Source organism: Sulfurimonas sp. (assembly GCF_028714975.1).
GTDB lineage: Bacteria > Campylobacterota > Campylobacteria > Campylobacterales > Sulfurimonadaceae > Sulfurimonas.
Genome location: NZ_JAQTLH010000005.1, coordinates 120,247 through 144,892, shown reverse-complemented (window position 1 = coordinate 144,892; position 24,646 = coordinate 120,247). Strand labels below are relative to the sequence as shown.

34 protein-coding genes are annotated in these 24,646 nt (G+C 33.1%); 3 read left to right on the top strand and 31 right to left on the bottom strand.

Features of this window, described 5'->3' with window-relative positions:
- Positions 1–318 precede the first annotated feature (318 nt).
- From rplS to PHQ93_RS06555, 18 genes are all read right to left on the bottom strand, one after another.
- Positions 319–678, bottom strand: a complete 360-nt coding sequence (rplS, locus tag PHQ93_RS06640) for a 50S ribosomal protein L19 (RefSeq protein ID WP_294879943.1) — start codon at positions 676–678, stop codon at positions 319–321.
- Positions 668–1,372, bottom strand: a complete 705-nt coding sequence (gene trmD / locus PHQ93_RS06635; RefSeq protein ID WP_299942367.1) for a tRNA (guanosine(37)-N1)-methyltransferase TrmD — start codon at positions 1,370–1,372, stop codon at positions 668–670. The genes rplS and trmD overlap by 11 nt, the downstream gene beginning before the upstream one ends.
- Positions 1,372–1,911 carry a ribosome maturation factor RimM gene (gene rimM, locus PHQ93_RS06630; RefSeq protein ID WP_299942365.1) on the bottom strand — a complete coding sequence of 180 codons (540 nt, stop codon included), beginning with the start codon at positions 1,909–1,911 and terminating at the stop codon, positions 1,372–1,374. The genes trmD and rimM overlap by 1 nt, the downstream gene beginning before the upstream one ends.
- On the bottom strand, positions 1,892–2,131 hold the full coding sequence (locus PHQ93_RS06625) for a KH domain-containing protein (protein ID WP_299916344.1): 240 nt from the start codon (positions 2,129–2,131) through the stop codon (positions 1,892–1,894). The genes rimM and PHQ93_RS06625 overlap by 20 nt, the downstream gene beginning before the upstream one ends.
- A gap of 1 nt (position 2,132) precedes the next feature.
- Entirely contained in the window at positions 2,133–2,363 is a 231-nt protein-coding gene (gene rpsP / locus PHQ93_RS06620; protein ID WP_011372086.1) for a 30S ribosomal protein S16, read from the bottom strand.
- A 118-nt stretch (positions 2,364–2,481) separates the two neighbouring features.
- Positions 2,482–3,828 (bottom strand): signal recognition particle protein, encoded by a 1,347-nt coding sequence (ffh, locus tag PHQ93_RS06615; RefSeq protein ID WP_299942364.1) that lies wholly within the window; start codon positions 3,826–3,828, stop codon positions 2,482–2,484.
- Positions 3,829–3,937: 109 nt separating this feature from the next.
- The gene (locus tag PHQ93_RS06610) at positions 3,938–4,387 is read right to left on the bottom strand and encodes a YaiI/YqxD family protein (protein WP_299942362.1); all 450 of its coding nucleotides are present in this window, start codon (positions 4,385–4,387) and stop codon (positions 3,938–3,940) included.
- On the bottom strand, positions 4,387–4,611 hold the full coding sequence (locus PHQ93_RS06605) for a GIY-YIG nuclease family protein (RefSeq protein WP_299942360.1): 225 nt from the start codon (positions 4,609–4,611) through the stop codon (positions 4,387–4,389). The genes PHQ93_RS06610 and PHQ93_RS06605 overlap by 1 nt, the downstream gene beginning before the upstream one ends.
- A 23-nt stretch (positions 4,612–4,634) precedes the next feature.
- Entirely contained in the window at positions 4,635–5,369 is a 735-nt protein-coding gene (locus tag PHQ93_RS06600) for an RNA pseudouridine synthase (protein WP_299942358.1), read from the bottom strand.
- Between the two features lie 45 nt (positions 5,370–5,414).
- Positions 5,415–6,596: a lipid IV(A) 3-deoxy-D-manno-octulosonic acid transferase gene (gene waaA / locus PHQ93_RS06595; protein ID WP_299942356.1), complete on the bottom strand. Its 1,182-nt coding sequence runs from the start codon at positions 6,594–6,596 to the stop codon at positions 5,415–5,417.
- A gap of 2 nt (positions 6,597–6,598) precedes the next feature.
- A complete protein-coding gene (locus tag PHQ93_RS06590) occupies positions 6,599–7,312 on the bottom strand; it encodes a C4-type zinc ribbon domain-containing protein (protein ID WP_299942354.1) in 714 nt (237 codons plus the stop codon).
- Between the two features lie 35 nt (positions 7,313–7,347).
- Positions 7,348–8,070 carry a Nif3-like dinuclear metal center hexameric protein gene (locus PHQ93_RS06585; protein ID WP_299942352.1) on the bottom strand — a complete coding sequence of 241 codons (723 nt, stop codon included), beginning with the start codon at positions 8,068–8,070 and terminating at the stop codon, positions 7,348–7,350.
- Positions 8,071–8,082: 12 nt separating this feature from the next.
- Complete coding sequence (locus PHQ93_RS06580; protein ID WP_299942350.1) at positions 8,083–8,652, bottom strand: tetratricopeptide repeat protein; 570 nt, start codon at positions 8,650–8,652, stop codon at positions 8,083–8,085.
- Positions 8,653–8,671: 19 nt separating this feature from the next.
- Positions 8,672–9,124 (bottom strand): SsrA-binding protein SmpB, encoded by a 453-nt coding sequence (smpB, locus tag PHQ93_RS06575; RefSeq protein ID WP_299942348.1) that lies wholly within the window; start codon positions 9,122–9,124, stop codon positions 8,672–8,674.
- A 3-nt stretch (positions 9,125–9,127) separates the two neighbouring features.
- On the bottom strand, positions 9,128–9,919 hold the full coding sequence (locus tag PHQ93_RS06570) for a 4-(cytidine 5'-diphospho)-2-C-methyl-D-erythritol kinase (protein WP_299942347.1): 792 nt from the start codon (positions 9,917–9,919) through the stop codon (positions 9,128–9,130).
- A gap of 11 nt (positions 9,920–9,930) precedes the next feature.
- Positions 9,931–10,161 (bottom strand): carbon storage regulator CsrA, encoded by a 231-nt coding sequence (gene csrA, locus PHQ93_RS06565; protein WP_299942345.1) that lies wholly within the window; start codon positions 10,159–10,161, stop codon positions 9,931–9,933.
- Entirely contained in the window at positions 10,155–10,976 is an 822-nt protein-coding gene (gene truB, locus PHQ93_RS06560; protein ID WP_299942343.1) for a tRNA pseudouridine(55) synthase TruB, read from the bottom strand. Before truB ends, csrA begins: the two co-directional genes overlap by 7 nt.
- Positions 10,973–13,021, bottom strand: coding sequence for an ATP-dependent helicase (locus PHQ93_RS06555; protein WP_299942341.1), 2,049 nt, complete (start codon positions 13,019–13,021; stop codon positions 10,973–10,975). The genes truB and PHQ93_RS06555 overlap by 4 nt, the downstream gene beginning before the upstream one ends.
- Before the next feature lie 128 nt (positions 13,022–13,149).
- Here PHQ93_RS06555 and PHQ93_RS06550 point away from each other — a divergent pair, with 128 nt between their 5' ends.
- Complete coding sequence (locus PHQ93_RS06550) at positions 13,150–14,052, top strand: LysR family transcriptional regulator (protein WP_299942338.1); 903 nt, start codon at positions 13,150–13,152, stop codon at positions 14,050–14,052.
- 42 nt (positions 14,053–14,094) lie between these two features.
- On the opposite strand, the gene PHQ93_RS06545 is transcribed toward PHQ93_RS06550, so the two are convergent.
- Genes PHQ93_RS06545 through cysK form a run of 3 tightly spaced genes read right to left on the bottom strand, consistent with a single transcriptional unit; the run spans position 14,095 to position 16,055 of the window.
- On the bottom strand, positions 14,095–14,553 hold the full coding sequence (locus tag PHQ93_RS06545; protein WP_299942336.1) for a hypothetical protein: 459 nt from the start codon (positions 14,551–14,553) through the stop codon (positions 14,095–14,097).
- Complete coding sequence (locus PHQ93_RS06540; RefSeq protein ID WP_299942334.1) at positions 14,543–15,139, bottom strand: aminotransferase class IV family protein; 597 nt, start codon at positions 15,137–15,139, stop codon at positions 14,543–14,545. Before PHQ93_RS06540 ends, PHQ93_RS06545 begins: the two co-directional genes overlap by 11 nt.
- Complete coding sequence (cysK, locus tag PHQ93_RS06535; protein WP_299942332.1) at positions 15,132–16,055, bottom strand: cysteine synthase A; 924 nt, start codon at positions 16,053–16,055, stop codon at positions 15,132–15,134. Before cysK ends, PHQ93_RS06540 begins: the two co-directional genes overlap by 8 nt.
- Positions 16,056–16,123: 68 nt before the next feature.
- On the opposite strand from cysK, the gene PHQ93_RS06530 reads away from it, so the two are divergent.
- Positions 16,124–16,480 (top strand): cupin domain-containing protein, encoded by a 357-nt coding sequence (locus PHQ93_RS06530; protein WP_299942330.1) that lies wholly within the window; start codon positions 16,124–16,126, stop codon positions 16,478–16,480.
- A 155-nt stretch (positions 16,481–16,635) separates the two neighbouring features.
- Here PHQ93_RS06530 and PHQ93_RS06525 read toward each other — a convergent pair whose 3' ends face one another.
- The 9 genes from PHQ93_RS06525 to PHQ93_RS06485 form a co-directional block, all read right to left on the bottom strand.
- Complete coding sequence (locus PHQ93_RS06525; RefSeq protein ID WP_299942328.1) at positions 16,636–17,763, bottom strand: tyrosine-type recombinase/integrase; 1,128 nt, start codon at positions 17,761–17,763, stop codon at positions 16,636–16,638.
- Positions 17,763–18,020 carry a hypothetical protein gene (locus PHQ93_RS06520; RefSeq protein WP_299942326.1) on the bottom strand — a complete coding sequence of 86 codons (258 nt, stop codon included), beginning with the start codon at positions 18,018–18,020 and terminating at the stop codon, positions 17,763–17,765. The genes PHQ93_RS06525 and PHQ93_RS06520 overlap by 1 nt, the downstream gene beginning before the upstream one ends.
- Before the next feature lie 33 nt (positions 18,021–18,053).
- Entirely contained in the window at positions 18,054–18,275 is a 222-nt protein-coding gene (locus tag PHQ93_RS06515; protein ID WP_299942324.1) for a hypothetical protein, read from the bottom strand.
- 5 nt (positions 18,276–18,280) lie between these two features.
- Positions 18,281–18,535: a hypothetical protein gene (locus PHQ93_RS06510; RefSeq protein WP_299942322.1), complete on the bottom strand. Its 255-nt coding sequence runs from the start codon at positions 18,533–18,535 to the stop codon at positions 18,281–18,283.
- Positions 18,536–18,540: 5 nt separating this feature from the next.
- Positions 18,541–19,023, bottom strand: a complete 483-nt coding sequence (locus PHQ93_RS06505; protein ID WP_299942320.1) for a hypothetical protein — start codon at positions 19,021–19,023, stop codon at positions 18,541–18,543.
- Positions 19,020–19,280, bottom strand: coding sequence for a hypothetical protein (locus tag PHQ93_RS06500; RefSeq protein WP_299942318.1), 261 nt, complete (start codon positions 19,278–19,280; stop codon positions 19,020–19,022). Before PHQ93_RS06500 ends, PHQ93_RS06505 begins: the two co-directional genes overlap by 4 nt.
- Before the next feature lie 101 nt (positions 19,281–19,381).
- Entirely contained in the window at positions 19,382–19,738 is a 357-nt protein-coding gene (locus PHQ93_RS06495) for a hypothetical protein (protein WP_299942316.1), read from the bottom strand.
- 130 nt (positions 19,739–19,868) lie between these two features.
- Positions 19,869–21,374, bottom strand: coding sequence for a hypothetical protein (locus PHQ93_RS06490; protein ID WP_299942314.1), 1,506 nt, complete (start codon positions 21,372–21,374; stop codon positions 19,869–19,871).
- Between the two features lie 315 nt (positions 21,375–21,689).
- Complete coding sequence (locus PHQ93_RS06485) at positions 21,690–22,283, bottom strand: hypothetical protein (RefSeq protein ID WP_299942312.1); 594 nt, start codon at positions 22,281–22,283, stop codon at positions 21,690–21,692.
- A gap of 580 nt (positions 22,284–22,863) precedes the next feature.
- Here PHQ93_RS06485 and PHQ93_RS06480 point away from each other — a divergent pair.
- Positions 22,864–23,706 (top strand): replication initiation protein, encoded by an 843-nt coding sequence (locus tag PHQ93_RS06480; protein ID WP_299942310.1) that lies wholly within the window; start codon positions 22,864–22,866, stop codon positions 23,704–23,706.
- A 12-nt stretch (positions 23,707–23,718) separates the two neighbouring features.
- Here the strand turns inward: PHQ93_RS06480 and PHQ93_RS06475 are convergent, their stop codons facing one another.
- Positions 23,719–24,249, bottom strand: a complete 531-nt coding sequence (locus PHQ93_RS06475; RefSeq protein WP_299942308.1) for an antirestriction protein ArdA — start codon at positions 24,247–24,249, stop codon at positions 23,719–23,721.
- Positions 24,250–24,646: the final 397 nt, after the last annotated feature.

Genomic DNA, 24,646 nt, shown 5'->3' with positions numbered 1-24,646 from the left:
ATCTAAAAACCTCTACTTAAGGCTTCTTCAGGTCCTAAACTTTAGGTCTCTGTGTTTGTGGATGGGAATTATAGACAAATGATTCTTAGGAGAGGCTTAAATTTTAGGGGGATTTGGAAAGATTTTCAAATTTTATAAAATCATATTTTTATGGTGATTTAAAAAGCATTATATATGTATATATTAAATAAGACCGTAAGTATTTTGATTTTAACTTAGCATTATTAGAATAGCTGAAACAAGAATTAGTTTAAGATTATATGACTTTGAAGATGAATTTTAAAAAAACAAGATGAAAAAAGTGGAAAACTTAGAAGATTATTTTCTTCTAAGTTCTTTGATACGAGCTTTTTTACCGGCAAGATCACGAAGATAAAACAGCTTAGCGCGACGAACACGACCGCGACGAATCACTGCTATTTCACTGATTGAGTCACTGTAAAGTGGGAATATTCTCTCAATTCCTATGCTGTTAGCGCCAATTTTACGAACTGTAATAGTTTGACCGGTACCTTGACCTCTTTTTGCAATACAAACACCCTCGTAATTTTGTACACGAGTTTTGTCACCTTCTGTAATTGTTACTGCCAAACGAACAGTATCACCAGCACGAAAATCCGGAATATTTTTTCCAGCTACTTGTGCTTTTTCAAAGTTTTCTATGTACTTATTTCTCATAAGATTTCCTTGTTCTATGCTTTAAAAGCTGCTCAGGTCTGAAGAATTTAGTCTTACATTCAGATAGAGCTAATTTTAGTGAGCGAATTTTACTATGATTTCCCTTTAAGTATTCTGATGGAACACAATTGTTATCATAATTTTCCGGTTTAGAGAAAGACGGTGCTTCTAAAAGTTTAGTCTCAAAACTCTCTACGCATAAAGAGTCACTATTTCCAAGAACACCGTTTACATTTCTGGAAATAGCATCACAAATAACCAAAGAAGCCAACTCGCCCCCGGTTAAAATATAATCGCCGATACTAAAAACTTCATCTGCATATTTTTCGACAACTCTCTCATCAATTCCCTCATATCTTCCACTCACAAAAGCTATATGGGATTTTTTTGCCAATCTTTTAGCATCATTTTGTCTAAAAGGTTTTGCAACGGGAGTTAAAAAAATAATATGTACATCATTCTCTTTAATTTTTAATGCATTTAAAGTATCATACAACGGCTGCGGATTCATTACCATTCCGGCACCACCTCCAACCGCAGTATCATCAACTTTATAATGTTTAGAGTTGCTAAAATCCCTAGGATTTATATACTCTATATGTAAAATATCTTTATCAATTGCTCTTTTTAAAATAGAGTCCCCAAAATATCCTTCAACTATATTTTGAAAAAGAGTTACAAAAGTAAATTTCATTATGAAGCTTCTAAAATATCCATAGCACCGCTAACGGTTATGATTTTCTCTTTTATGTCGGTACTTATCGTAAAAGGTTTGCTAAAAGGAATTAAAAAACTTTTTGCAAACCCCTCTTTTACTAAAGCTTCATCAGTTTTTATACTAAGATAATTTGTGACTGAAATTCTATCAACCTCATCAACAACGCCTAAAACTTTACCATCTTCAATTACGCTACAACCTTCAATATCAAACCAAAAATATTCGCCATCATCTAAGCGGCACTCTTTTCTTGTTCTCTCTATTGTTGTATATAATTTTTTATTTGTAAGTTTTTTAGCATCTTCAGGCGAAGCATAGCCGACAAATTTTACAAGACCTCTTTCATGATTTACTTCACTAATAGTCAGGCTCTCATTTTCATTTATCGGAAATGAAGCACCTTTTTTAAACTGCTCGGGAAAGTCACTCTTGATATGAAGCTTCATCTCACCTTTTAAACCGACAACTTTGCCGATTGTAGCGATATGAAGTAGTTTACTTAGTTGCTTCGACATTAATACGGTAACTCATGCCGTCTTTTGCTTTACAGCCGGATATAACGGTTTTAATCGCACCAATCATCTTCCCCTCTTTACCAATCAATTTGCCGATATCGGCTTGATTGGCATAGAGCAGAATCTCAGTTATTTCATCGCCCTCTTTTACCTCAACTCTTACATCATCAGGGTAAGATGCTATAAGTCTTGCAAATTGTGCGACAAAATCAGCTATCATATTAACGACCTGTTATCTTTTTAACGCGATCACTCATTTTAGCACCGACGCTCAACCAGTAATCTAATCTCTCATTATCAACAACTGTTGTTTTCTCTGCTACCATTGGATTGTGATGTCCAATTAACTCAATCCAACCACCGTCTCTTCTTTTGCGTGAATCTGTTACCGCGATACGGTAAAAAGGTTGTTTTTTTCTTCCCATTCTAGTTAGGCGAATTACTGTTGCCATGTTTTGTCCTTCTCTGCGCAAGTCATATTTCAACTTGCTGTATATGTTAAATTTTGCATTTTGAATGCAAATCTATAAGCTTCTAAAAGTTTATAGATTTACTCTCACAAGGCAGGAGCTATCTTCTGAGTGCTCCTGCACCGCCCATTTGACCCATCATTGCTTGAAGATCTTTCATACCGTTCTTACCTGAGAATCTCTTAGCCATTTTACCGGCATTTTTGAACTGTTTAATCATTCTGTTTATCTCAATTTGACTAAGCCCGCAACCGTTTGCAATTCTTTGCTTGCGGGAATTATTTAACAAATCCGGATTTTCTCTCTCTTTCATTGTCATAGATGAGACCATAGCTTTAATGTTTTTAAGCTCTCCGGAGTTTTCAAGGTCAAAATCTTTGAGTGCTTTAGACATATTTCCCATACCCGGAATCATGCCCATTAAAGATTTCATACTGCCCATCTTCTTCATGCTTTCCATCTGTTCTAAGAAGTCGTTGAAGTTAAACTCACCTTTTTTGATTTTCGAGGTAAGCTTTTTAGCCTGTTTTTCATCAATTGCAGATGCCGTTTTTTCGGCCAGACCCTCTATGTCTCCAAATCCCATAAGACGATTTACAACGCGATCCGGCAAGAAAACTTCCAAATCTTCCATCTTCTCACCGCTACCGATAAAACGAAGAGGAACCTGCACTTGTGACGATAACCCAAGCGCAACACCGCCTTTTGAATCGCCGTCGTATTTACTTAAAATTACACCGTCAATTCCGATTTTTTCTTTAAAAGTTGTAGCAGTTTTAACCGCATCTTGACCGGTTAAAGAGTCTGCAACATAAAAGATTTCACTTGGATTTGCCGCTTTTTTAACAGCTTCAAGCTCATCCATAAGTTCATTATCTATTGCCAAACGACCTGCCGTATCTATTAGAACGACATCATATATACCGCTGTTTGCTTTTTTTAGCGCGGCAGTAACAACTTCTACCGGATTTTTCGTGCTGCTGTCTTCATAAAGTTCAACTTCAATTTTTGCCGTAATTTGACGAAGTTGCTCAACCGCTGCCAAACGCTGTAAGTCGGCTGCAACAACTAAAACCTTTTTTTGTTTGCTTTTTAGATATAAAGCCAATTTACCGGTTGTAGTTGTTTTACCTGAACCTTGAAGTCCCGTCATTAAGATAACGGTAGGAGGTTTTGATGCAAATATAAAACCTCTATTTCCTCCGATTTCTAGCAGTTCATGCAGAGCATCTCTTAGCGCGGCTAAAAATTGATCTTTGCCGATTCCGTTTTTTCTAGTCTCTATTTGAACTTTAAAAATTAAATCTTTAACGACTTTATGGTTTACATCTGCTTTTAAAAGAGATTTTTTTAACTCATCAAGAGCTTTAGTCAGGGCTTTTTCATCATCATGAAAGCGAATTTTTCTAATAGCATTTGTAAATGAATCTGTTAATATGTCAAACATAAACCCTCCTCTTTTAAATTATCTCGGATGTAAAAAGTGGCGAATTGTAGCTGAAAGTTACTTTAAGTATTCTTTTATTATAAAGTTATTAACTACATATTTGATATGTTTATTTATAACACTTAGTCAAAAATTTATGGAGCTGATTTGCAAATTGATGTGCATCTTTTTGGTCAAATGGTTTTGGTCCCTTTGTTATTTCTCCGCTCTCGCGAACTTTTTCCATTAAATTTCTTATCGCCAAATATTGTTTGATATTATCCACGCTATAGAGTTCGCCTCGATGATCAATAGCATGTGCCGCTTTACTTATAATTCTATCTGCGAGTGGAATATCTGCAGTAATTACCAAATCTCCCTCTTTTACGACTTCTGCTATATAATTATCTGCTTCATCTGCACCCTGCTCTACAATTATATAGCTTATAAGTTTGGATTTCCCTATAGTTATAGATTTGTTTGAGACAACAAAAGTCTCTATGTTTAATCTCTCAATGGAACGAAACAAAATCGGTTTGAGCAAATTTGGAAAAGCATCGCCATCAACAAAAAGACGCATTATTTTACAAGGAAGAGCTTTTGAACTCTTGAGAGTTTCTTTATCTCATACTCTCGTTTAGATGCACTGCTTTTATTTTCGCAAGACTCAAAATATATTAATTCGACCGGTCTTCTAATACGCGTATATTTCGCCGCTTTTGGCAAGTTGTTGTGTTCATACACTCTTCTATCTAAATCTGTGGTAATACCTGTATATAGTGTATCATCACTGCATTTTAACATATAAACATACCACAAACTCTTTATTACTCAAAATGAACAAATGTCTTTGGCTCAGGCGCTATAAACTCCATGCCAAGAAGTCTTACTTTGTAAGCATGAAGCATTACGCGTTTTGCCCGTCTTCCGCCGTACTGCTCATCACCGACTATCGGGTGTTCTATATATCTTAGATGGGTTCTTATCTGATGTGTTCTTCCGTGATGGATAATACATTTAACTTTTGTTTTGTTTCCGCTGACAATATCGGGAAAAATCTCTGTTCTTGCAGGTTTTCCTTTTGCCGATACATTTGAAGATGCACGATTGTTTTTCTTAGTAGTAAGTATCGGCTTATCAACATCTACGGGCTCACTTAAAATCCCCTCAATCCATGCGATATACTCTTTGTAAACTCTATCTTTTTTAAACTCTTGTATCGCTTTTTCTCTAAACTCTTCATTTTTTACAAGCATCAAAACTCCGCTTGTTTCACGGTCGAGTCTATGCAGAAGTACCGCCGGTTTAAACTGTCTCTCAATCTCATCCGAGTTTACATGGGCAGGTTTATCTACGACAACCAAATCATTATTTTCAAAAATAGGCTTTATCTTTTCTATTTTTTCAACTTTAAATAGAGTTTTTGTATCAATATCTCCTCGGGCAATCATCACTTTTTTATTTGCGGCATATACCAAACCGCGGTCTATCATTGATTTTGCTTCCGAATTTGAAATTCCCTCTTGTGCCGCTAAAAGTTTATATGCTTTTTCTAATGCCATAATATTTATTTCCTTAATTTTTTTTACAAACACTAAAACCAACCCCTAAAGAGGTAGATTTGGATTTTTTATTATTCTCTCTACTACAGGTTTTAAATCTATCTTCTCTTCTACCATACTCGGCGGTAACTCTTTTGATGCCATAAGTGCTTTATGAATCTCATCAGGCTCTACATACTGAACATGATGAACATATCTGAAAAGTTCTTTTTGATGAAAGAAGTGTTTTCCAGTAATTATTTTACATCCAAAATGCGCAGGTTCAAGCGGATTGTGTCCGCCCACATCCTCTCTGAAAGCACCGCCTAAGATTACTATATCGCTTATTGCATAAATATTATTTAGCTCTCCCATAACATCGACTAAAACCATATCCGCTTTAAACTCTTTATCTTGCGAAAATCGGCTTAGAGTCAAAGAGCTTTTAGCGGCATACTTTTTCATAAGTTCATATACCGCTTCAAATCTCTCAGGATGTCTTGGAACAACAGCCAGCTTTGCGTCACTCTGCTTTTTGTACTCTACAAATGATTTTAAAACACTCTCTTCTTCACCCTCATGGGTGCTGCCTGCAACTATCAACTCTGCATTTGGCTTTTTATAATCTTTTGTTTTACTGATTTTACCGGCTAACTTAATATTTCCGATAACTTCGATATTTTTGGCCCCGAGTGCGATAAAACGGTTTTTATCAGCTTCGCTTTGAGCATAAATCACTTCCACATTTGAGAGCAGTTTCTCGTAAAACCAAGCAAATTGAAGATATTTTTTAACACTTTTCTCGGAGATACGGGCATTTAAAAGTATAATTCTAGTTCCTTTTGCTCTCATAACGCTAAAGAGCATATACCAAAATTCTGCTTCTAAAACTACTAAAACATCCTGTTTTTTAACCCAAAACTGTAAAAACATCTCATACGGCAAATACCTAACTTCCGCATTATATCTTTTTGCTTCTGCTTGACCCGTATGTGTTATAGTCGTGATTTTTATCTCATAGTCATTTAGAAGTTCTAGAATCGGCTTTAGAGCTCTTGCTTCTCCGAGTGAGCATACATGAAACCAAACTCCGTTACCGCTTTTAAATCTTGGATTGTTAAAAAGAAAAAAACGAGCCGGAATCGACTCTTTATATTTTTGTTTAAACGAGAGATAAACCAAAAGCGGCAGTGCTACAAGATAGAGCACCACGCTTAAGATAAAATATAGAAGGGTAAAAGGCTTCAAGCCTATTCTTTATCAGTTTCCATGTAGAGAATACGCCCGCAGTGTGGACAAGTCGTAATCTCTTCAGCTTTTATAACATCTGCATAAATTTTATCGCTAATAACCATATGACAGCCCATACAAGCTTGTTCCTCAACAGGTACTACAGTCGTATTTTTAGCCCATCTGCGAATTTTTTGATAAAACGCAAGACCTTTTTGATTCATTTCAGAAATTAGCTTCTCTTTTTTCAAAAAAACTTCTTGACAAGAGTTGTTTATAACTTCAAGTTTCTGATCTACTTCAGCTTTTATGGATACTAAATTTGCTTCTATCTCTTCTAAAGATTTTTTTGCAGCTTCAACCTGCTGAGTTTTTAACTCAACAATTCTCTCAAGTCTTTCAATCTCTTCGTTTGCAAAATTTACTTGTTCCTTTGCAATCTCTTCTTCAAGTTGAAGTGATTTCATTTCGCGTTCTGTTTTAATTTCACTGCTTTTTTTAGAATTATCTTCTAATTTTTGAGAAAGTTCTCCAAGATGAAGCTCGTTTTTCTTCTTTTTGATCTCTTCATCCCTAATCTCTTTGGTTAAGTTTTCAATATCGGAATCGATGCTCTGTTTTTTTGCAAGGGCTGCTTCAAGTTTGTAGTTGGCTTCCTCTATTTGCGGTTCAAAAGCATCTATCTCTTTATCTACATGTGATAGGTCAATTAGCTGTTTTAGATGTAAGTTCATTAATCTCCTTTGGATTAAATAGTTGTACCGATTTATTAAATATAAGTAAAAGGGTTTTTTGATGACGAAATTATAGCTTCTAAACCTAAATTTTTCAAATGTTTAAGCAAAATCTCTGCAAAAAAGTGTTCACTCTCAAAATGTCCTATATCAATTAACGACAAATTTATACTTTTTGCCTCCATAGCATCGTGATATTTTATATCTCCCGTTAAAAAACAATCTGCTTTTATAGATTTAATCAAAGAGCATCCCGAACCTGTTGTTAAAGCTGCTCTTTTTACTCTTTTAGAACTTTTTACGCATTTTGTATGCGGGAGCGAAAAAGAAGTGGCAACATTTGAAGCAAAAACATCAAAATCTTCATCTAAATCAAAATAGACGACAAATCCCTCTTTTTGTGCGATTTTATATCCTAAAACCTCTGTTGCAACATATTCGTTTAGATGCGTTTGGTCAAAGTTTGTGTGCATTGAGATATTTGAGATATTTTTTTGTATCATTTTACGAATTAAATTTGCGGGATATTTACTAAACTCCAGCTGCTTAAGTCCTCCGAAAATAAGCGGATGATGCGTTATCAAAAGAGTATTCTCTTCCATTGAGTCAATTAGCATATCGTCTACATCTATGCTTAAGACTATTTTTTGCACATCTTGCCCAAAATCTCCAATCAACAACCCTGAATTATCCCAAGGCTCCTGAAGTTCAAATGGCGAAAGATTATTTAAAAATGCGTATATCTCCGATATTTTCATCTGCAAATCTCCTCAAGCAAGCTTTTCAAGCTCCTCTTTTGCTTCTTTAAAATCGCTATTTAGCTCTATTGCTTTTTTGTACATCGCCTTTGCTTCATCCAAATGTTTCATATCAACCAAAAGATTTCCATAGTTATAGTATGTTATGGCATTTTTATCATTTATGCCAATGGATGCGCTTAAATGCATTTTAGCCGATACAAACTCTTTTTGGGCTCTATAAACACTTGCTATTGAATTGTGGATATACTCATTCTCTTTATCCTTCTCAAGAGCCTCTTTATAGTATTTAAGTGCTTCTGTGTTGTCGCCGAGTTGTTGCAAAATATAGCCCATTTTAAATAAAACATCTGAATTTTGAGACTCTTTTGCATTTGCCTCGATTAACAGCGCCAATGCTTTTTGCAAGTCACCGCTCTCAAATGCTTCATCAGCTCTTTGCACTAGTGCTTCGGGATCAAATGAAGAGGGCGATGAGTTACTGCTTTTTGGTTCTATGTCTTGCAATGCTTGGATATGTTCATAAACTTTAAATGCGAAAAATGCCGAAGCAGCCAGCATAATGATTTGAAATAGTGTCATTTTGTACCTTTTAATTAATTTAGTAATCTTTCATAGAACGCTCCATATCGCGTTTCATATCTTTTTCTTTTAAATCATTTCTTTTATCGTGAAGCTGCTTGCCTTTTGCTATGGCAATCTGGATTTTTACGATATTTCTATCATTAAAATAGAGTTGCAAAGGAACTACGGTAAAACCATCTTTTTCAACCGCTTTTACCATTTTTGCTATCTGTTTTTTATGCAAAAGAAGTTTTCTGCTGCCTCTTTCTTCATGTGCGTAGAAGTGATGAGTCGTCTCAAGTCTGCCTATGTGAGCATTAAAGAGAAATGCTTCGCCTTGCACAAAACGGATAAAACTATCTTTTAAATTGACTCGTCCGGCTCTTATGGCTTTGATTTCACTTCCCTTAAGAACTATCCCTGCTTCAAACTTCTCTTCTAAAAAGTAATCAAAATAGGCTTTTTTATTTTTTGCTATTGTTTCACCCATTATTTACCCTATCCTCTCTTTAACTCGAAAAAAACTGCTTCCGCTGCCGCTGAAATAGTATCCCTCTTTATAATAATTTTTTAACTCTTTATATTCGGCAAGTGCCGGTTTAAATAGATCATTGGCTTTATACGCGTTCATATTTTTAAGTATATCTAATGACGATGTCTTTTTCAGCTTTTCTGCTTCAAAACCATCTATGGGATTGTAAAAATTCTCTCTATAACTTGTGTAAACTTTTGGCGTACTTATCTCTATTTTTGGCGTAAAAATCTCAAGATTTAGCAACTCTTCTTTAAACTCTTCAACGGTTTCGCCTATTCCTGCGACATTTGCACTATCATATCCATAAATAAAAAACGGAACATCCGCACCGACTTTGACTCCTACGAGTGCCAAATCATTTTTGCTAAGTCCAAGATTCAAAACCTCGTTACACATTTTTAAAAATGTTGCCGCGTCACTGCTTCCACCGCCTAAACCTGCAAAAGCCGGAATATTTTTCTTTACATGCACGGCATATCTACTCATTAAATTTTTGAGCTGAGAGGCCAAAGCGTCATCCAAAAATTCTAAAAGCGCCGTATATGCTTTATATATAGTGTTTTGTTTTGTACTGCACGAGAACTCGCCGATGATTTCAAAATCATCACTGCCGCTCTTAGCACCAAATGAGAGTTCATCATAAAGAGTATCCACTCTCATAAACCTAGATATTATTTCGTGATAATTACCGCGCGTGCCCGTGATTTTTAAAAATATATTTACTTTTGCATAAGCTTTGTAGAGCTTCATCTCTCTATCTCTTATTTTTTAATAATAGTGCTAAGCAGAGTCAAATCATCCATTTTTATCTCTTGAGAAGCTGCAATATTAGCACTTTTTACATCTTCAAGCAGTTCATTTCTGATAATAGATACATTTTTGGGCGCATCTATCCCTAACTTTACAACCCCTTTTTCAACGGATATAATTTTTATAGTGATATCATCTCCGATAACTATTGATTCATCTATTTTTCTGGATAATACTAACATTCAATCCTGCCTAATTCATAATTTACATCTTTATTTGCCACATTTATAATTGATATAAAACTGCCGCTATCAAGCCAGTAATATCCATCTTCTTTAATCTCTAAATCGTCCAAAGCAAGAACTCTTCCATATTTTAGATTATCGTTCTGCCCATAATAATAATTTTGCTTGATATTTAGAGACTTCTTGATATCAAGCGGTTTTTCATCGCAATATTTAAACTGACCCTCATTAAGCCTCTCTAGCGCACTAAGACTTCCATATTTAACCCCAAGCCTATTTGCTGCTATTAACCCCAATGAACGAATATATGTCCCCTCTGAAACGGTTGCTTCAAATGTTACAAACGGATGGCAATAACTTATAAGTTTTGTCTCATATATAGTCGAGCTTATCTTATTTAGAGTAAACTCTTTGCCAGCGCGAGCTAAATCATAAGCCCTCTGCCCGTCTATGCGTTTTGCGCTAAAGATAGGCGGTTCATACTCAAGTTCGCCCTGAAGAGATTTTATAACATTTAAAACATCCGCTTCGTCAAACTCTTTTAAGATATCCACTTCTTCTATCATTTCCGTATCTAAACTATCGCTTTTCGCACCGAGCCAAAGAGTTGCACGATAAACTTTTGGTGTTTTATCCAAAAAACGAAACAGTTTTGTATAACTCCCTATGCCTATAAGAAGAACCCCCTTTGCAAACGGGTCAAGCGTTCCTGAAAAGCCGGCTTTTTTAGTTTTATATTTTCTTTTTAACTTTGATAAAAAGAGGTTTGAACCTATACCTGAAGGTTTATATGCTACAAAAAGTCTATTCATAATCTTTCAACAAACGATGCAAGTATATCTCTTTTTGTGCCTGCGAAGTTGATGTTTAATTTAAACTCTCTTCCCGACTTGCTAACGCCGTTTACTCTTCCCGTACCGAATATTTTATGTCGTACCAAATCGCCCTTTTTAAAGGCTGTATTTTTTTCGACTATAAGCGAACCTTCACAAAGTCCGGCTTCATTAAAAAATCTGCTCTTTTGCAAATCGCTTCTTCTGCCTTTGTAAAACCTGCTTCCCACATGTGAAAGAGTCAAGGTCTCTTTGGCTCTCGTAAAAGAGACATACCCGAGTCTTCTCTCTTCCTCAAGGTCACTTCCGTCTCCGACAAGCGGCAAAAAGCCCTCTTCTAAGCCGATAATAAATATATGATCAAACTCCAAACCTTTTGAAGCGTGAATACTCATCATATAGATACTCTCACCCTCTACTTGATCCTGTTCGCTCTGAAGCGTCAATTCATTTAGAAACTCATCTAAAGATGCCTCCGGCGAATTTTTTACAAAATCTCTAAAGAGTCCGTAAAATTCATCCATATTAAGTATCTTTTCCGCTTCATCAGGCATACCTGCGTAGATCTCTTTTAGATGAAAAGTATCTTCTAAAACATCTATAAAGTTATATGTGGACTCATTTACTAATTTTGCTACGCTTTGGATATCTTTTATAAACTTTTTGAGTGTTTTTGCATTCTTGCCTTTAACTAAAAGTTCCAATTCTGCAAGCGAAATTTTTTCAATATACTCAAACATAGACAATTCGCTTGCATGTGCAGCTAACTCTATTTTATCTACGCTTGCTTTGCCTAAACCTCTTTTTGGCTTATTTACTATGCGTTTAAATGAAAAATCATCATGAAAATTTGTAATAACTCGAATATAACTTATAAGATCTTTTATCTCGGCTCTGTCGTAAAATCTGAGTCCACCGACAAGTTTATATGCAATACCTGCACGGTTAAGTCCCTCTTCGATTGAGCGGCTTAAAACATTGACGCGATAGAGTACGGCTATATTTTGCGCTCTTATGCCGGAATCTAAAAGCTTGGTAATTTTAGAGGCAATTTTTCTAGCCTCCTCATTTTCGTCATTAGAGTTTAAAATTATTACCTCTTCACCGCTTCCGCGAGTAGGAATAAGCTTTTTACCGAGCCTTGAGCGATTATGCTCGATAAGTGCATTTGCAACTCTGAGTATCGGCTCTTTTGAGCGATAATTTTCTTCAAGCTTAAAAACAGCCGTATTCTTAAAATCCTGATCAAACTCCATAATATTTCTTATATGTGCGCCGCGCCATCCATATATACTCTGGTCGTCATCGCCCACTACGCATAAATTATTGTGCGCAGAACAAAGTTTTTGCAGCAATTTTAACTGCAACTCATTCGTATCTTGATACTCATCTACCATTATGTAGCGATATTTTTCTGAAGTAGCGCGGGCAAGCTCCTCATTTTCGTCTAAAAGCCTATATGTAAGTGCGATTAAATCGTCAAAATCTACTAAATTATTCTCCAAAAGATAAGCTTCATACTCTTCATATATTTTTGCAATCTGCTGATAATTAAAGAATTCTGCCTGTTTATAAGCATCATCAGGATTTAAAAGCGAGTTTTTATATCTTGATATTTCACTTGCTATCAGCGGCGTAGGTATTTCACTATTTATCTTTTTTATAATGCGCTTTTTATCATCTGTATCAATTACTACAAAATTATTTTGACGATTTAAAAGATGAATATGAAATTTTAAAAATAGCAGTCCAAATTTATGAAATGTACACAAAAGAGGAGGATAAGACGAACCGTCCATCATAGCGGATGCTCTCTCTCTCATCTCTTTTGCAGCTTTATTCGTAAATGTCAGTGTTAAAGTATTTGAAGCAGGAATCCCGACTCCCTCAACGAGGTAAGCTAAACGAGAGACTATCGTAGTTGTCTTTCCGCTTCCTGCACCGGCTAAAATCAGCACCGAACCTTCCGTTTGTTTTACGGCACAAATCTGCGACTCGTTTAATTTATCAAATATTTTTTCCATTTTTTTGTCACTATTCGTATTGTTTTAGTTTATTATAACCTAAAAGATATAAATTATTACAGAACTATTGCTTTAATTATAATTATGAGTTATACTTTTATTTATTATATATACTTATAGGAATTATTATGTTAAAAGATTTTGCAAAACTCCAAACTTTCTTAATGGTCATAAAAGAGAAAAGTTTTTCAAAAGCATCGGCAAAACTTGGTGTATCTCAACCTGCGGTTACACAACAAATAAAATTTATCGAAGATTATCTTGACACGAAGATTGTAGAAAGAAAAAAGAACGGTATTTTGCTGACAAAAGAGGGTGAAGACCTTTTTAGAATTGCAACTAAACTTGAAAAAGCAATAATGAGCAGCGAGAAAGAACTTTTAAAAATTATTAACAAAGATTTTACATTTATTATGGGTTCGTCAAATGCGATAGGAAACTATATTCTGCCGAATTATCTCGGCGAAATTAAAAGCAGAATAAACAATAATGTATATATGAACGTCGGATTGTCATGTGAGATTATTGACCAACTTGAAGACAAAAAGATAGATCTTGCTCTTATCGAATCTCCTGTTTTTAGAGACGGTATCATCTACAGAGAGTGGGTTTTAGACGAGTTGGTAGTATTTTCCAACCAACCGTTAAAAAAACATTTAACTGCCGAAGATTTAATGGGATTTGATTGGATATGTAGGGACGAACACTCTCATACTCGAAAACTGACAAGCGATGTTTTTGAAGAGATGGGGGTTCAATGCAGCAACTTTAACGTACTCGGCATACTCGGAAGCCCAACCGCTATCAAAGAGTCGATTTTATGCGCTGATTCTAAGAGCCAAAGACCGGTTGTTTCCGTAATGTCAAGACATGTGATACTAAATGAGCTTGCAAACGGAAAACTTTTTGAGGCAAGACTTAAAAATTATAAAATTGAGAGAAGTTTTTATATAGCATACTTAAAAGATAAAAAACATGATGCTTTTGTCGATAATGTAGTAAATTATCTGCTATCTCTAAATAAAATATAAATCAATTTGCAGATTTAGCCTGCAAATTGCGTTAGAGTAATTCTATTTTTTTAAAAATTTTGAATTTTCAGGGTTTGATAAAAAAGATGCCATTGAATTTTCAACTCCTCCGTTATCCATCTTTTGAATAATTTTATTCTCTTTTTTATAACTTGCCAAATTTATAAGCAGCGGCGTCTCATCTACGATTATCTGCATAATGCTCAAAAGCGGGACAGTAACGATGCTGCCAAAGTTATCCGTTCCAAAACCGGCTTCAAAAACTATCATATCATCTACAATGCTAGCCGTATCAAACGTATATCCTGCTAAGAAAAAAAGAGTCATAGGTCTAAACTCTGAACTTATACTTTTAGGTAGCGGAGGCTCAAAAGATATCTGCTCAATTTTACAAAGAATACCAAAATTCTGATCTTTTTCAAATAGCAGGATGATTAAATTCTCTATATTTTTTTGCATAATTTTTGCAAAATCTCTATCTTCTATTAAATTATCTAGCACAAAAATCCTTTGCATTTTTCGTAATTATATCAAAATCTATCATCGCATTCATAAGAGCAACTTGTGAAAATTTTTCTAAATCATTTACAGCTATCTCTTCTTCAAATATTTTACCCTCTCTTAAGAGCCTCTCTCTTGTTGTTCCTCTTAAAAGCGGCGATGCAGGGGTGATCCATCTGCTGCCGTCAAAAAAAGCGATATTTGCTATTGAAGTATCGGTTATAAGAGAGTTTTTTACTATCAAAATATCGTCACATTCGCCTCTTAAAGAAAATAATTCATCAAGTTTATCTCTATTTGCATATTTCATAGAGTACTCTATGCTATCGTCATAGACAATTTTTAATGAAGATATCTCTCTCTTATTATACTCGTGATATGTTACTTCTATGTAAGTTTTAGATATATCGTAAGTCAAGCGGCATCTGCAGAGTCCATTTTTAGGCGGTTGTATAAAGTCTTTTAAATTTTGCGATTTGTTAATACCGAAATAATTTAAAACACTCTCATACCTTGCTTGATGATATGAGAGATTTAAAACTTTCCCGTCGATTGCTTTGATAGTTTCAAAAAAAGTGTTACTCATCAAACAGTTCTGTGCTTAGATATCTCTCGCCCGTATCGCAAAGAATAGTTAAGAGTGTTTTTCCCCTAAACTCTTCTCTTGAAGCAATCTGCATCGTCGCAAACACATTTGCACCCGCAGATATGCCCACAAGCAGCCCCTCTTCTTTTGCCAACTTTTTTGCCATGTTAATAGCATCTTCATTGCTTACTTTTATAACTTCACCGTAGATTGTCGTATCTAATATATCAGGTACAAACCCCGCTCCGATACCTTGAATGGCATGCGCACCGGCACACTCCCCCGATAAAACCGCAGAGCTTGCAGGCTCTACCGCAAAAATGGCTATATTTGAGATCTGCTCTTTTAAAACTTTTGCCGTTCCGCTTAATGTTCCGCCTGTTCCGACAGCTGCTACAAAAGCATCAAGCTTGCCATCCGTATCACGCAGTATCTCTTTAGCCGTTGTCAGCATATGAATCTCAGGATTGGATGGATTTTTAAACTGCTGTAAAACAATCGAATTTTCAATTTCACACCCAAGCTCATCCGCTTTGGCAATAGCGCCGCTCATCCCAAGTGAAGCCGGAGTTAAAACAAGCTGTGCTCCAAATGCTTTTAGTAATTTTCTTCTCTCTATGCTCATTGATTCAGGCATTGTTAAAATCAGTTTTAAATTTTGTGCCGCACAATTTGCCGCCAATGCTATTCCCGTATTCCCGCTTGTAGGCTCGATAATAGTAGTTTCTTGCGTTATCTTTCCCTCTTCCATCGCTCGCCTAATCATATTAAAACCGATTCTGTCTTTTACTGAGCTTGTCGGATTCATAAACTCACATTTTGCTATTATATTTGCACCCGTTATCTCTGATGCCTTATTCAATCTCACCAAAGGAGTATTTCCGATTAACTCCGTTATATTTTTTGCAATTTTCATAAATACTCTCCAAATAAATCAAACATTTTTATGATATGCTACCGAAAAATTTATAATAAGGGGCTATAATGTACCTACACAAAGAGATTAATTCTATTGAGGCAATGCCTCAAAAAGCAGGAAAAGGCGTATCTATGAAGATGCTTTTATCTCCTGATGAATCGCCTAATTTTGCAATGCGTAACTTTATAATAGAATCAGGCGGATATATGCCGCTTCATACAAACAGCGTTGAACATGAACAGTATGTTTTATCAGGTCGTGCTAGTGTTCAAATCGGAGATGAAATTATAGAGGCTAAAGCAGGCGATATTTTACTAATTCCGGCAGGTGTTTCTCATAGTTATAAAACGATAGGGGAAGAGAGTTACAGTTTTCTGTGTTTAGTGCCTAAAGGCGAAGATTGTATTACTATTATTAAATAGAAGATGGTGCGACCGGGGAGATTTGAACTCCCACACCCGTAGGGCGCTACCACCTCAATGTAGGGAAAAAGTCCATTTAACCCCTAAAAATAGGGATAAAAGTTCTCTCTGTGCCACAACTGTGCACGTTTAAATCTACCCGTTCGCACCATTTTTCAATTACACCCAATCATTCTATTAAATATACTCTCTGAATTTTCCGCCATTTTAGCGTAGTTTCCATTATTCAAAACACCTTGTTTAATATAATGTTTATTGATAATAGTTGAATTTTCACTATGTCCCATTACTGACTTAGTATCACTCAAAGTGTTCCCACCAAAATCCATAATTGAAGCGTATGTTCTTCTTGTCGCTTGTAGAGTTTTATATTCAACTCCAATCTCTTTTAAGAATGGTTTAAAATGGTAATTGACAATCGTTTTTGACTCTAAAAACACTCTTCCATCTTTATTTATAAACAACCACTCATTGGATGGGCGAACTTGAAAATAACTTTTCAATACTTCAAGAGTTCGTGGTAATAGTGGAATCAATCTATTATGATTCTTTTTACCACTTGAACCAACTACGATTTTACCTTTTGAAATACTTCGACTAATAGACATTAGTCCATTATCTAAGTCAAAGTCTTTCCATTGTAAAGCCATTGCCTCGCCAACTCTGAGCCCACTTGTATAAGAAATTTCAAGAAAAACTCTTAACCATCCATAAGCGTTTGACAAAATCTTATTTACCTCATCGGTTGTATAAACTCTTTGGTCTTGTGGTGTCGTGTCAAAACCGATACCCTTTACAGTTCTTGTTTCCATTGGATTTTTTTCAATTAATTCATTGTCATGTGCGTATGACAAAATTAACCCAAGAACATTTTTAATTCTCTTAGCTCTATCACCAGAAAATTTTTCTTTCTGTTGTTCTGTAAATTTAACAATATCAAATGGTTTTATATCACTCATTGCATAATGTTTAAAATATGGAAAAATATGTTTCTTAAATATTCGTAGTATATCTTTTTGAGTAGCTTCACCACGATTAACAGAAGTCAATGTAATAACTTCCAAACCAAATTTTTCAAAACTAATATTTTTCAGTGATAATAAAGAAGTTTCTTCCTCTATCATCTCTTTTAAAACATCCATCGCTCTTGCGTTTTCAAACCATTTTTTTGTAAAAGAACTATATATTTTATTTGTTGATTTACGGTAAAGTTTTCCATTTATGGAACCCTGAACCCAAATCATATTTCCGCGTAAATATAATTTACCATCACCTCTACTCATTACAAACCTTTCAATTGGATTGTAATCGCAGTCTCACGGGACACGTAGATTCTAGCACCTTCTTTCCAAAAATCTTCTTCAGGTTCAAAATTATTTATTAAATATTCTCTAATTGATTGTCTTGACTTACCCGTTTTCTCAACAAGGTAAGAAACAGATATTTTTTTTGGTAATAATAAATCTATAAAACTCTGTTGTTTCAACAGTATTTGTTTAATTTCTAATAACTGATTAACTATTTTAATTTCTTCTATCAAAATTTATCCTTTTTTATAAATTCTATGCTTACATTATAATGTGTTTAATAATAACTCTTGCATCATTCTATTTTCCGTTAAAGATAACCCCTCAATATCCTCTTTTATTAATGGTTTTCTAGAACTCATTAATTTTTCAAGAATATCATCAATCTTCTTTCTACTTTCTAATAAGTTGATTTCTCTCTTTGGAACAAATTCATTTTTATCTTCATGAGCATCTACTTCTGTCATATCTATTTCTGTTTTTTTCATATTAATCATGATACTTTTCCTATTTTGTGAGTTGTGTTATTTAGAATATTGTCTTTTGTAATTACAAAACCATCCTTTGTAATGTATGGTAATAAATCTTCCCTAACTATTGTCGAAGGAAAAGAAACTGTAAGTCCTGACTTCGGGTAAAAACGGTCATGTTCTCCACGTCCATGTGGTCTTTTAAAACTATGCAATTTAGTTATAAAAATTATTGACTGTCTCTTTTTTGGTTCTATTAAATATTTTGTATTTTTCATACTTTTTAATCTCCGTAGTACATAAATTTTTTATTTGTTAAAATATCTTCAAAAAACATATATGAATGGCATACATTCACTTTATAATTATCAATATAGAATTCTCCAATATTGATATAGTCATTTTTTTGACCATTATTTTTAAAAAATATATGATTATCTTGAATCGTAAAATCTAACTCAGTTAAACTATCACATAAATAATGATTATTTTTTACACTATCTTCTAAGAAAACTATTACTCTTACTATCTCTTGATTTTTTTCACAGAACTCTACATAATCATTAAAGAACAATCCATACCCATCAACTAGGTCTTCACTACTTTGAAAAAAATGTTTGTTGTATGAAGAAGATTCAATAAATATTTTTTCTTCATCTGTAAAATCAAGTGGTATCTGAAACATTTCAAACGTTTTCACCATATCTGCTCCAACAGAGCTACTATTTTGTTTATTTTTTTTCAATTTTCTATTAAAATTACTCAATGTGTGTCCTTTTCTTGTGTATATAAATTTAAATCTAAATCATTGTATTCGTCAAATTCATTAACATCATATATTGGTTCGGAACCATTTGGATATTCCAAATCATATTTATCTACTATATATTCGATAACTTCATTGTCATCTTTATATTTTATTTCTTCTTTTAAAAATGTATAGTCTTCTTCTGACACTTCTACTTCTACTGTATATCTATGTAATACATATGTGTATTCATTAAATGTTATTTTTTTACTCAACTTTTCATTCCTTTTATGTAAATAATTATCCGTTATAAATAACTTTTAAATCTGTTCATAGGGTTTATAGTGGGTTAGTTCCACTTTGGAGAGACTATCTATTACCACCAAGAGGAGTAATAAATTTTTTTACCATTTTTCAACTCTTGTTTCATAACTTCTATGGACTTTAAATTTTGTTCCATATAGTATGAATACTCTTCTTTATCCATATTACTGTCATCTCCAAAGAAAAATCCTTGAACTTTATAGTTCATATTTTTATTAAGTAAATCTTTTCTAAATTGTTTAATATCTTTCATTGTTATTGGAACTTTAACACCATTAAAACTATCATCATCACAGTCTTCAATACTTTTTTTAACTCCAAGTTGTCTAAACCACTCATGAACACTCGGAGTTTTTCTCCAAGAAAACACTACTTCTTCATCTCTTACAATATACATATCTAAACCCATTGTTGTGTCCTTTATTCTTTTATCTTTATTTTTAACAATTAAAATAATTTATTATTCAACTCTAATTTTTTAACATACTTTTAGATTCAATTTTTTACATATTACACCTCCAAGTTAGTTTCAGTAAAACTTATGAAACTAATTGAAGAGGTTGATAAGTGTTGTTATTTACAACTTGACTATTTTTTTGTGTAGTATGAAAAATCAACTCAACACATGTTGGTTTTTTACCATTGACAGAGTCAGTATTGTTGATAGATTTTTTATGTTCTTTGAAATTTACATCACTTCTTGTTGAAAACAACTCAATCAATTTTGAATTGTTGTAGTTGTGATAGATAAATTGTCCTTTAAGTCCCAATGTATAATCAACACATTTACGATGAGGAAATTTTGTATTCCCATATGTCGTTCTTGTTTGAAGTAGTTCTGTCTCATTTTCTTTTACATACAACGGATCTAAAATAGTGAATGAATTTTCATCTTCATACACATCTAATATGGTTGAAAAGTCTTCTGTTTCTACTATCACATTAAATTTATCTACCCAGTATCCAAAACTTTCAATTTTGGATACACAGGATTTCTCATATTTCTTGATATCTTTCCCCATAGGAATATAACTGATACCATCCTTCCATTCTATGTTTCCACCATATGTTTTGTTTGATAAAAACATAAACAATATACTCGTTTCTAATCCATATTTGTTATGTTTTTCCAAGTCATTAAGTTTTTCTATCTTTTGTTTAAAAAACCAACCACTTTCTATCAGTTTTTGTTTTTTATTGACAATTTGATGGGTTCTTTGTGTCAGTTCAACTTCAAGTTCTAAAAGTCCTTCAACAAGAGAATTTCTTTCATCTTTAATATCTTTAAAAAGTTGGGAATTTGTTTCATTTATAGAATTCAATACAACTGTCATCCCTTCTGGTATGATTGGTGAAACATTTATAAAGTCCATCCCAGTTCCACCAAATGGAATATTTAATCTATTGACTTTTTCTAAGTCGATATTGTTATTTACAATATCTTGAGAATCTGATACAAAACTCTCTTTACAACCTGAAAGATTATATAGAGTCCTAGAATTAACTTGTTTGTAATCTGTTAAATGGGTTCTCATTGTTTTCACTAATTCAATATCACTCATATTTTCTTGAACGATATTTATATGAAAATAATCAGTCATGTGATTTGTGTTTTGAAGACGATTTACAAAGTTTTGTAGTTCAAGATTGTTAAAACCATTATCAGACACAATTAAATTCTTGATAAAGTTAATAACAGTGTGTTTTTTCTCTGAATTACTTTTATTTGATTTTTTTACAACCACAGGAGCAAATACTTTATTTTCAATAATTGTAAAAGTTTCAACCAATAGTGCTATTTGTTCATCTACTAATGATTTATCAGTTTTAGGGATAGTATTTAACAATGTATTAAATTGTTTTGACATAGTGTCATTACCAAAAGAGACATCGTTTATCTTTGATATCATTGTATTAATTGATTTCTTACTTTCATCACTAATAGATTGAATTGTTAAAATTTTAGAAATTTTATTAAATCTATTTATCTGTGTCTTTGACATACCATTTTCTTGATTATATTTTTGACTAGGTTTGAGTGTCATCTTGCATCCTTTTGCAATTAATTTTTTATATATGGCACAATTGTATCAGACATATTTTTCTTGTCAATCCGTGAAACAGGCATAATCTATGGGGTTATTTAAAAAATTGCAATGGGGTTTTGTTAGAAAATAAAATTAGTTAATGGGGTCAAATTTATAGAGATAAAATATACAATGGGGTCATAAAATGAAGATGAAAAAACGACAAGGTATTGTTAAAATGAAGTCTGAAAAAGCAATAGGGTTATGATTTTCGGATTTTTTTGAAATTTAATAAATTTTTATGACAAAATAGTCAATTTATGGAATTTTTGATTAAAGGGAGATGTCTGGCACTTCAATTGTTATGGATATAGAGCCTTTTTTCATATTCAAACGCTCTTTGACATTTCTAATTTTTAAGTCTCTTTGGGTAATTGATTGAGCAAAAATATTTTCCCGCTCTTTATTCGTTTTCTCAAAAAGTTCCATACATCCAAATGTCAGTCTTTTTAAAATGTTGTTGTAGTATTTCAACGACTGTTCTTTCACGTCTTTTCCACTCATATGCTTTTGTATAGATTTAAGAACATCTTCTCTGTCTAAAATAAAATGGATAGCGTGGTGTTTTCCGATGAAGTCCAATAAAGTATCTTTTACGATTTGACTGCAACTAAAACTGCTATTTAAAATAGCACCATTAATGGAAGGAATATCTTCTAAAATTTCGTTATATCGTTCTCTGTCAAAAATTAAAATATCATCTCTATCACAGATGGGATTTTTATGATTGTCGCGATACTTATCCACATCGAGTGTTGAGTAGTTTCTCACTTTTCGAGTGTTTGTATGATAAGTGATGTAATTGATATTTACATCCTCCACCCACGACAGTAATTTCAAATAAGTATGTCTGCTGATTAACTTCATACCTAATTTTACATTTTTATAAATTATTGTTGCCTTTACATTTAAGAAATTGTTTTCAAAGTCTGAGCAAATATGACTAAAAAAGAAATAAAACTCTCATAAGATAAAATTACTCTCTAAATTTTCAGTGGAAAATTGTTGTTATAAGTAGATACGACAGTATCGTTTCTTTTTCCTGAAGAAAAGAATCACTGCTTTATATCTTCAAAAATATAAAGGGTAATTTATAGAGTAGAGAGAGTTATTGTCATAAATAAATAATCAAAAAAACAGATATTTAACTACAAAGACACCCTTTAAGGTGGATTTGTATCTTTAAAAAAGTTTATAATCTCTTTAAGTCTCTTTATATACTCTTTAACACTTCTATAAAGTCCATAAAATAGGACACAATCAAGGTTTTAGTTTTTATATGTAAAGCAAGGAACATATATCTATAAAGCAACAATCATTACAAATAAAGCTATCTCGCTTATATACGAAGCAAGTCAAAACATTTAGATAGCAACACTCGTTTTAATTTGGCTTCTGTTTCAAATTGATATAAGATGTATTTATAAAAATTATTATTAGGAAAATTATGAAAACAATTATGAAAGCAAATTCTATCATTCGTGGAAGATTTAACAACTATGACTTATACACCGCTCGTTGCGTAAATTTTTTATACTATCACGCACAAATAAACTCTAAAAAAGAAGGGTTTGACAACAATAAACTTATTTTTTTTATGATTGATATAAGAGAAGAGATGGGGCTTCAAAGAATAGGGAACTATGCAAAAATTATAGAAAGAACTCTAAAAAACTTAACGACAACCTTTTCAACGGATGAGAATGGAACAGTCGCTAAAACTCTTCCCTTTACCCCTAAATCTTCAAAAAATAAAAAAAGTGAAGATTTACCTATGGAGATAATAAAAGAGCTTCACATCGTTAAAAAACACGCTTATATATGTGAAATCACTTTATCGGACGAGTTTATAGAATTATTAGTCAAAAGTGAAAACCAATGGACAAAGCTATCCTTGGATGTAGTGATGGGGTTTAAGTCATTCTATACTCTGCTATTCTATGAGAATATGAAGTCGTGGGCAGGACAAGAATATATCAAATTTTCACTTGATGAACTGAATGAGATGTTTGATACTTCTTATAAAAATTATGCACCTCTTGAACTCATCATAAAACGCTCCCTTAAAGAGATGGCTTTACTTGACGGTAGGCTTGATATTGAAGTGAGTTATCACAAAGAGAAATATTACAAACCCATCACTTTTACGATTAAAAAACTGATTGACGAAAATGCAAGATTAAAAGCCGTCAAAATAAACAAAAAACGCTTGCAAGAGGAAAAAGAAAGCGATATTGATGTGAATGCACTTGTCGCAAAAATAAAGAATAAAATGAAAAAAACTAAATAGTATATAGGCTTTTTAGCCTATATACTCATAAATATCAGAGCCAATTTTATAGTAAGAACCCTCTATCTCTAAATCTCTACCGATTTTCTCATAGTCAATATTATTGGCAATTATTGGGGCTAATTCATCAAGGTTATAGCAATCATTCACATAATCATAAGCGATATCTTCCATTGATTGATTTTCGTAAATTCTTACACTATCTTCATAACTCTCTATCGCTTCAAAAATATCTTTCACAAAATGATTTTCCATTAGAAAATTAACAGCTTTTACTCCATCTTCGTCTATATTTTCCATAGCTTCGGCAATTTCATTGAGTTTAGATAAATTGTCATACTCTTCTATATTCATATAATCACATTCAAAATCTGTTATAAAATACTCTTCGTGAAAATGTGTATCTTCACAGATATCTCTTCCCTCTTGTAATACATTCTCTATACTCTCAGCGAGTAAGTCCTCATTCATTGGAAGTTGATACCACTGTCCAACTAAATGTCCGTTATTATAAGCCTCTAAATCCGTTATATATACTCTCATCTATTATCCTTTAATTTTAAAATCTATTTGAAGATTTTGAGGGGTGGTTCTTTCTTTTCTTAACTTTTTAATTTTAAGAACTTCAAAAACTAAATCTCTAAATCTTTCAAAATCTCTTCGTTAGTTCATCGGGTTTGTAGGAATGTGTGATATTAATTTTCACTTAGAATAAAATATAAATATGCAATGTTTTATTTTTAGTATCAGTAAATAATTGAATAGAGTGAAATGACAAAAACTTGAACTAATGATTGATTTTGAAAGATTATTGATTTAGTTGAATTTCTGTTGTGCTAACAAAAATTAGAATGTTAAGAAGAGTTTTTATGTTATTGATTTTTAAATCAATTCCTTTTAATTGTTGAAAACAATTGGGTATTGAAAGGGGGTTTATCCC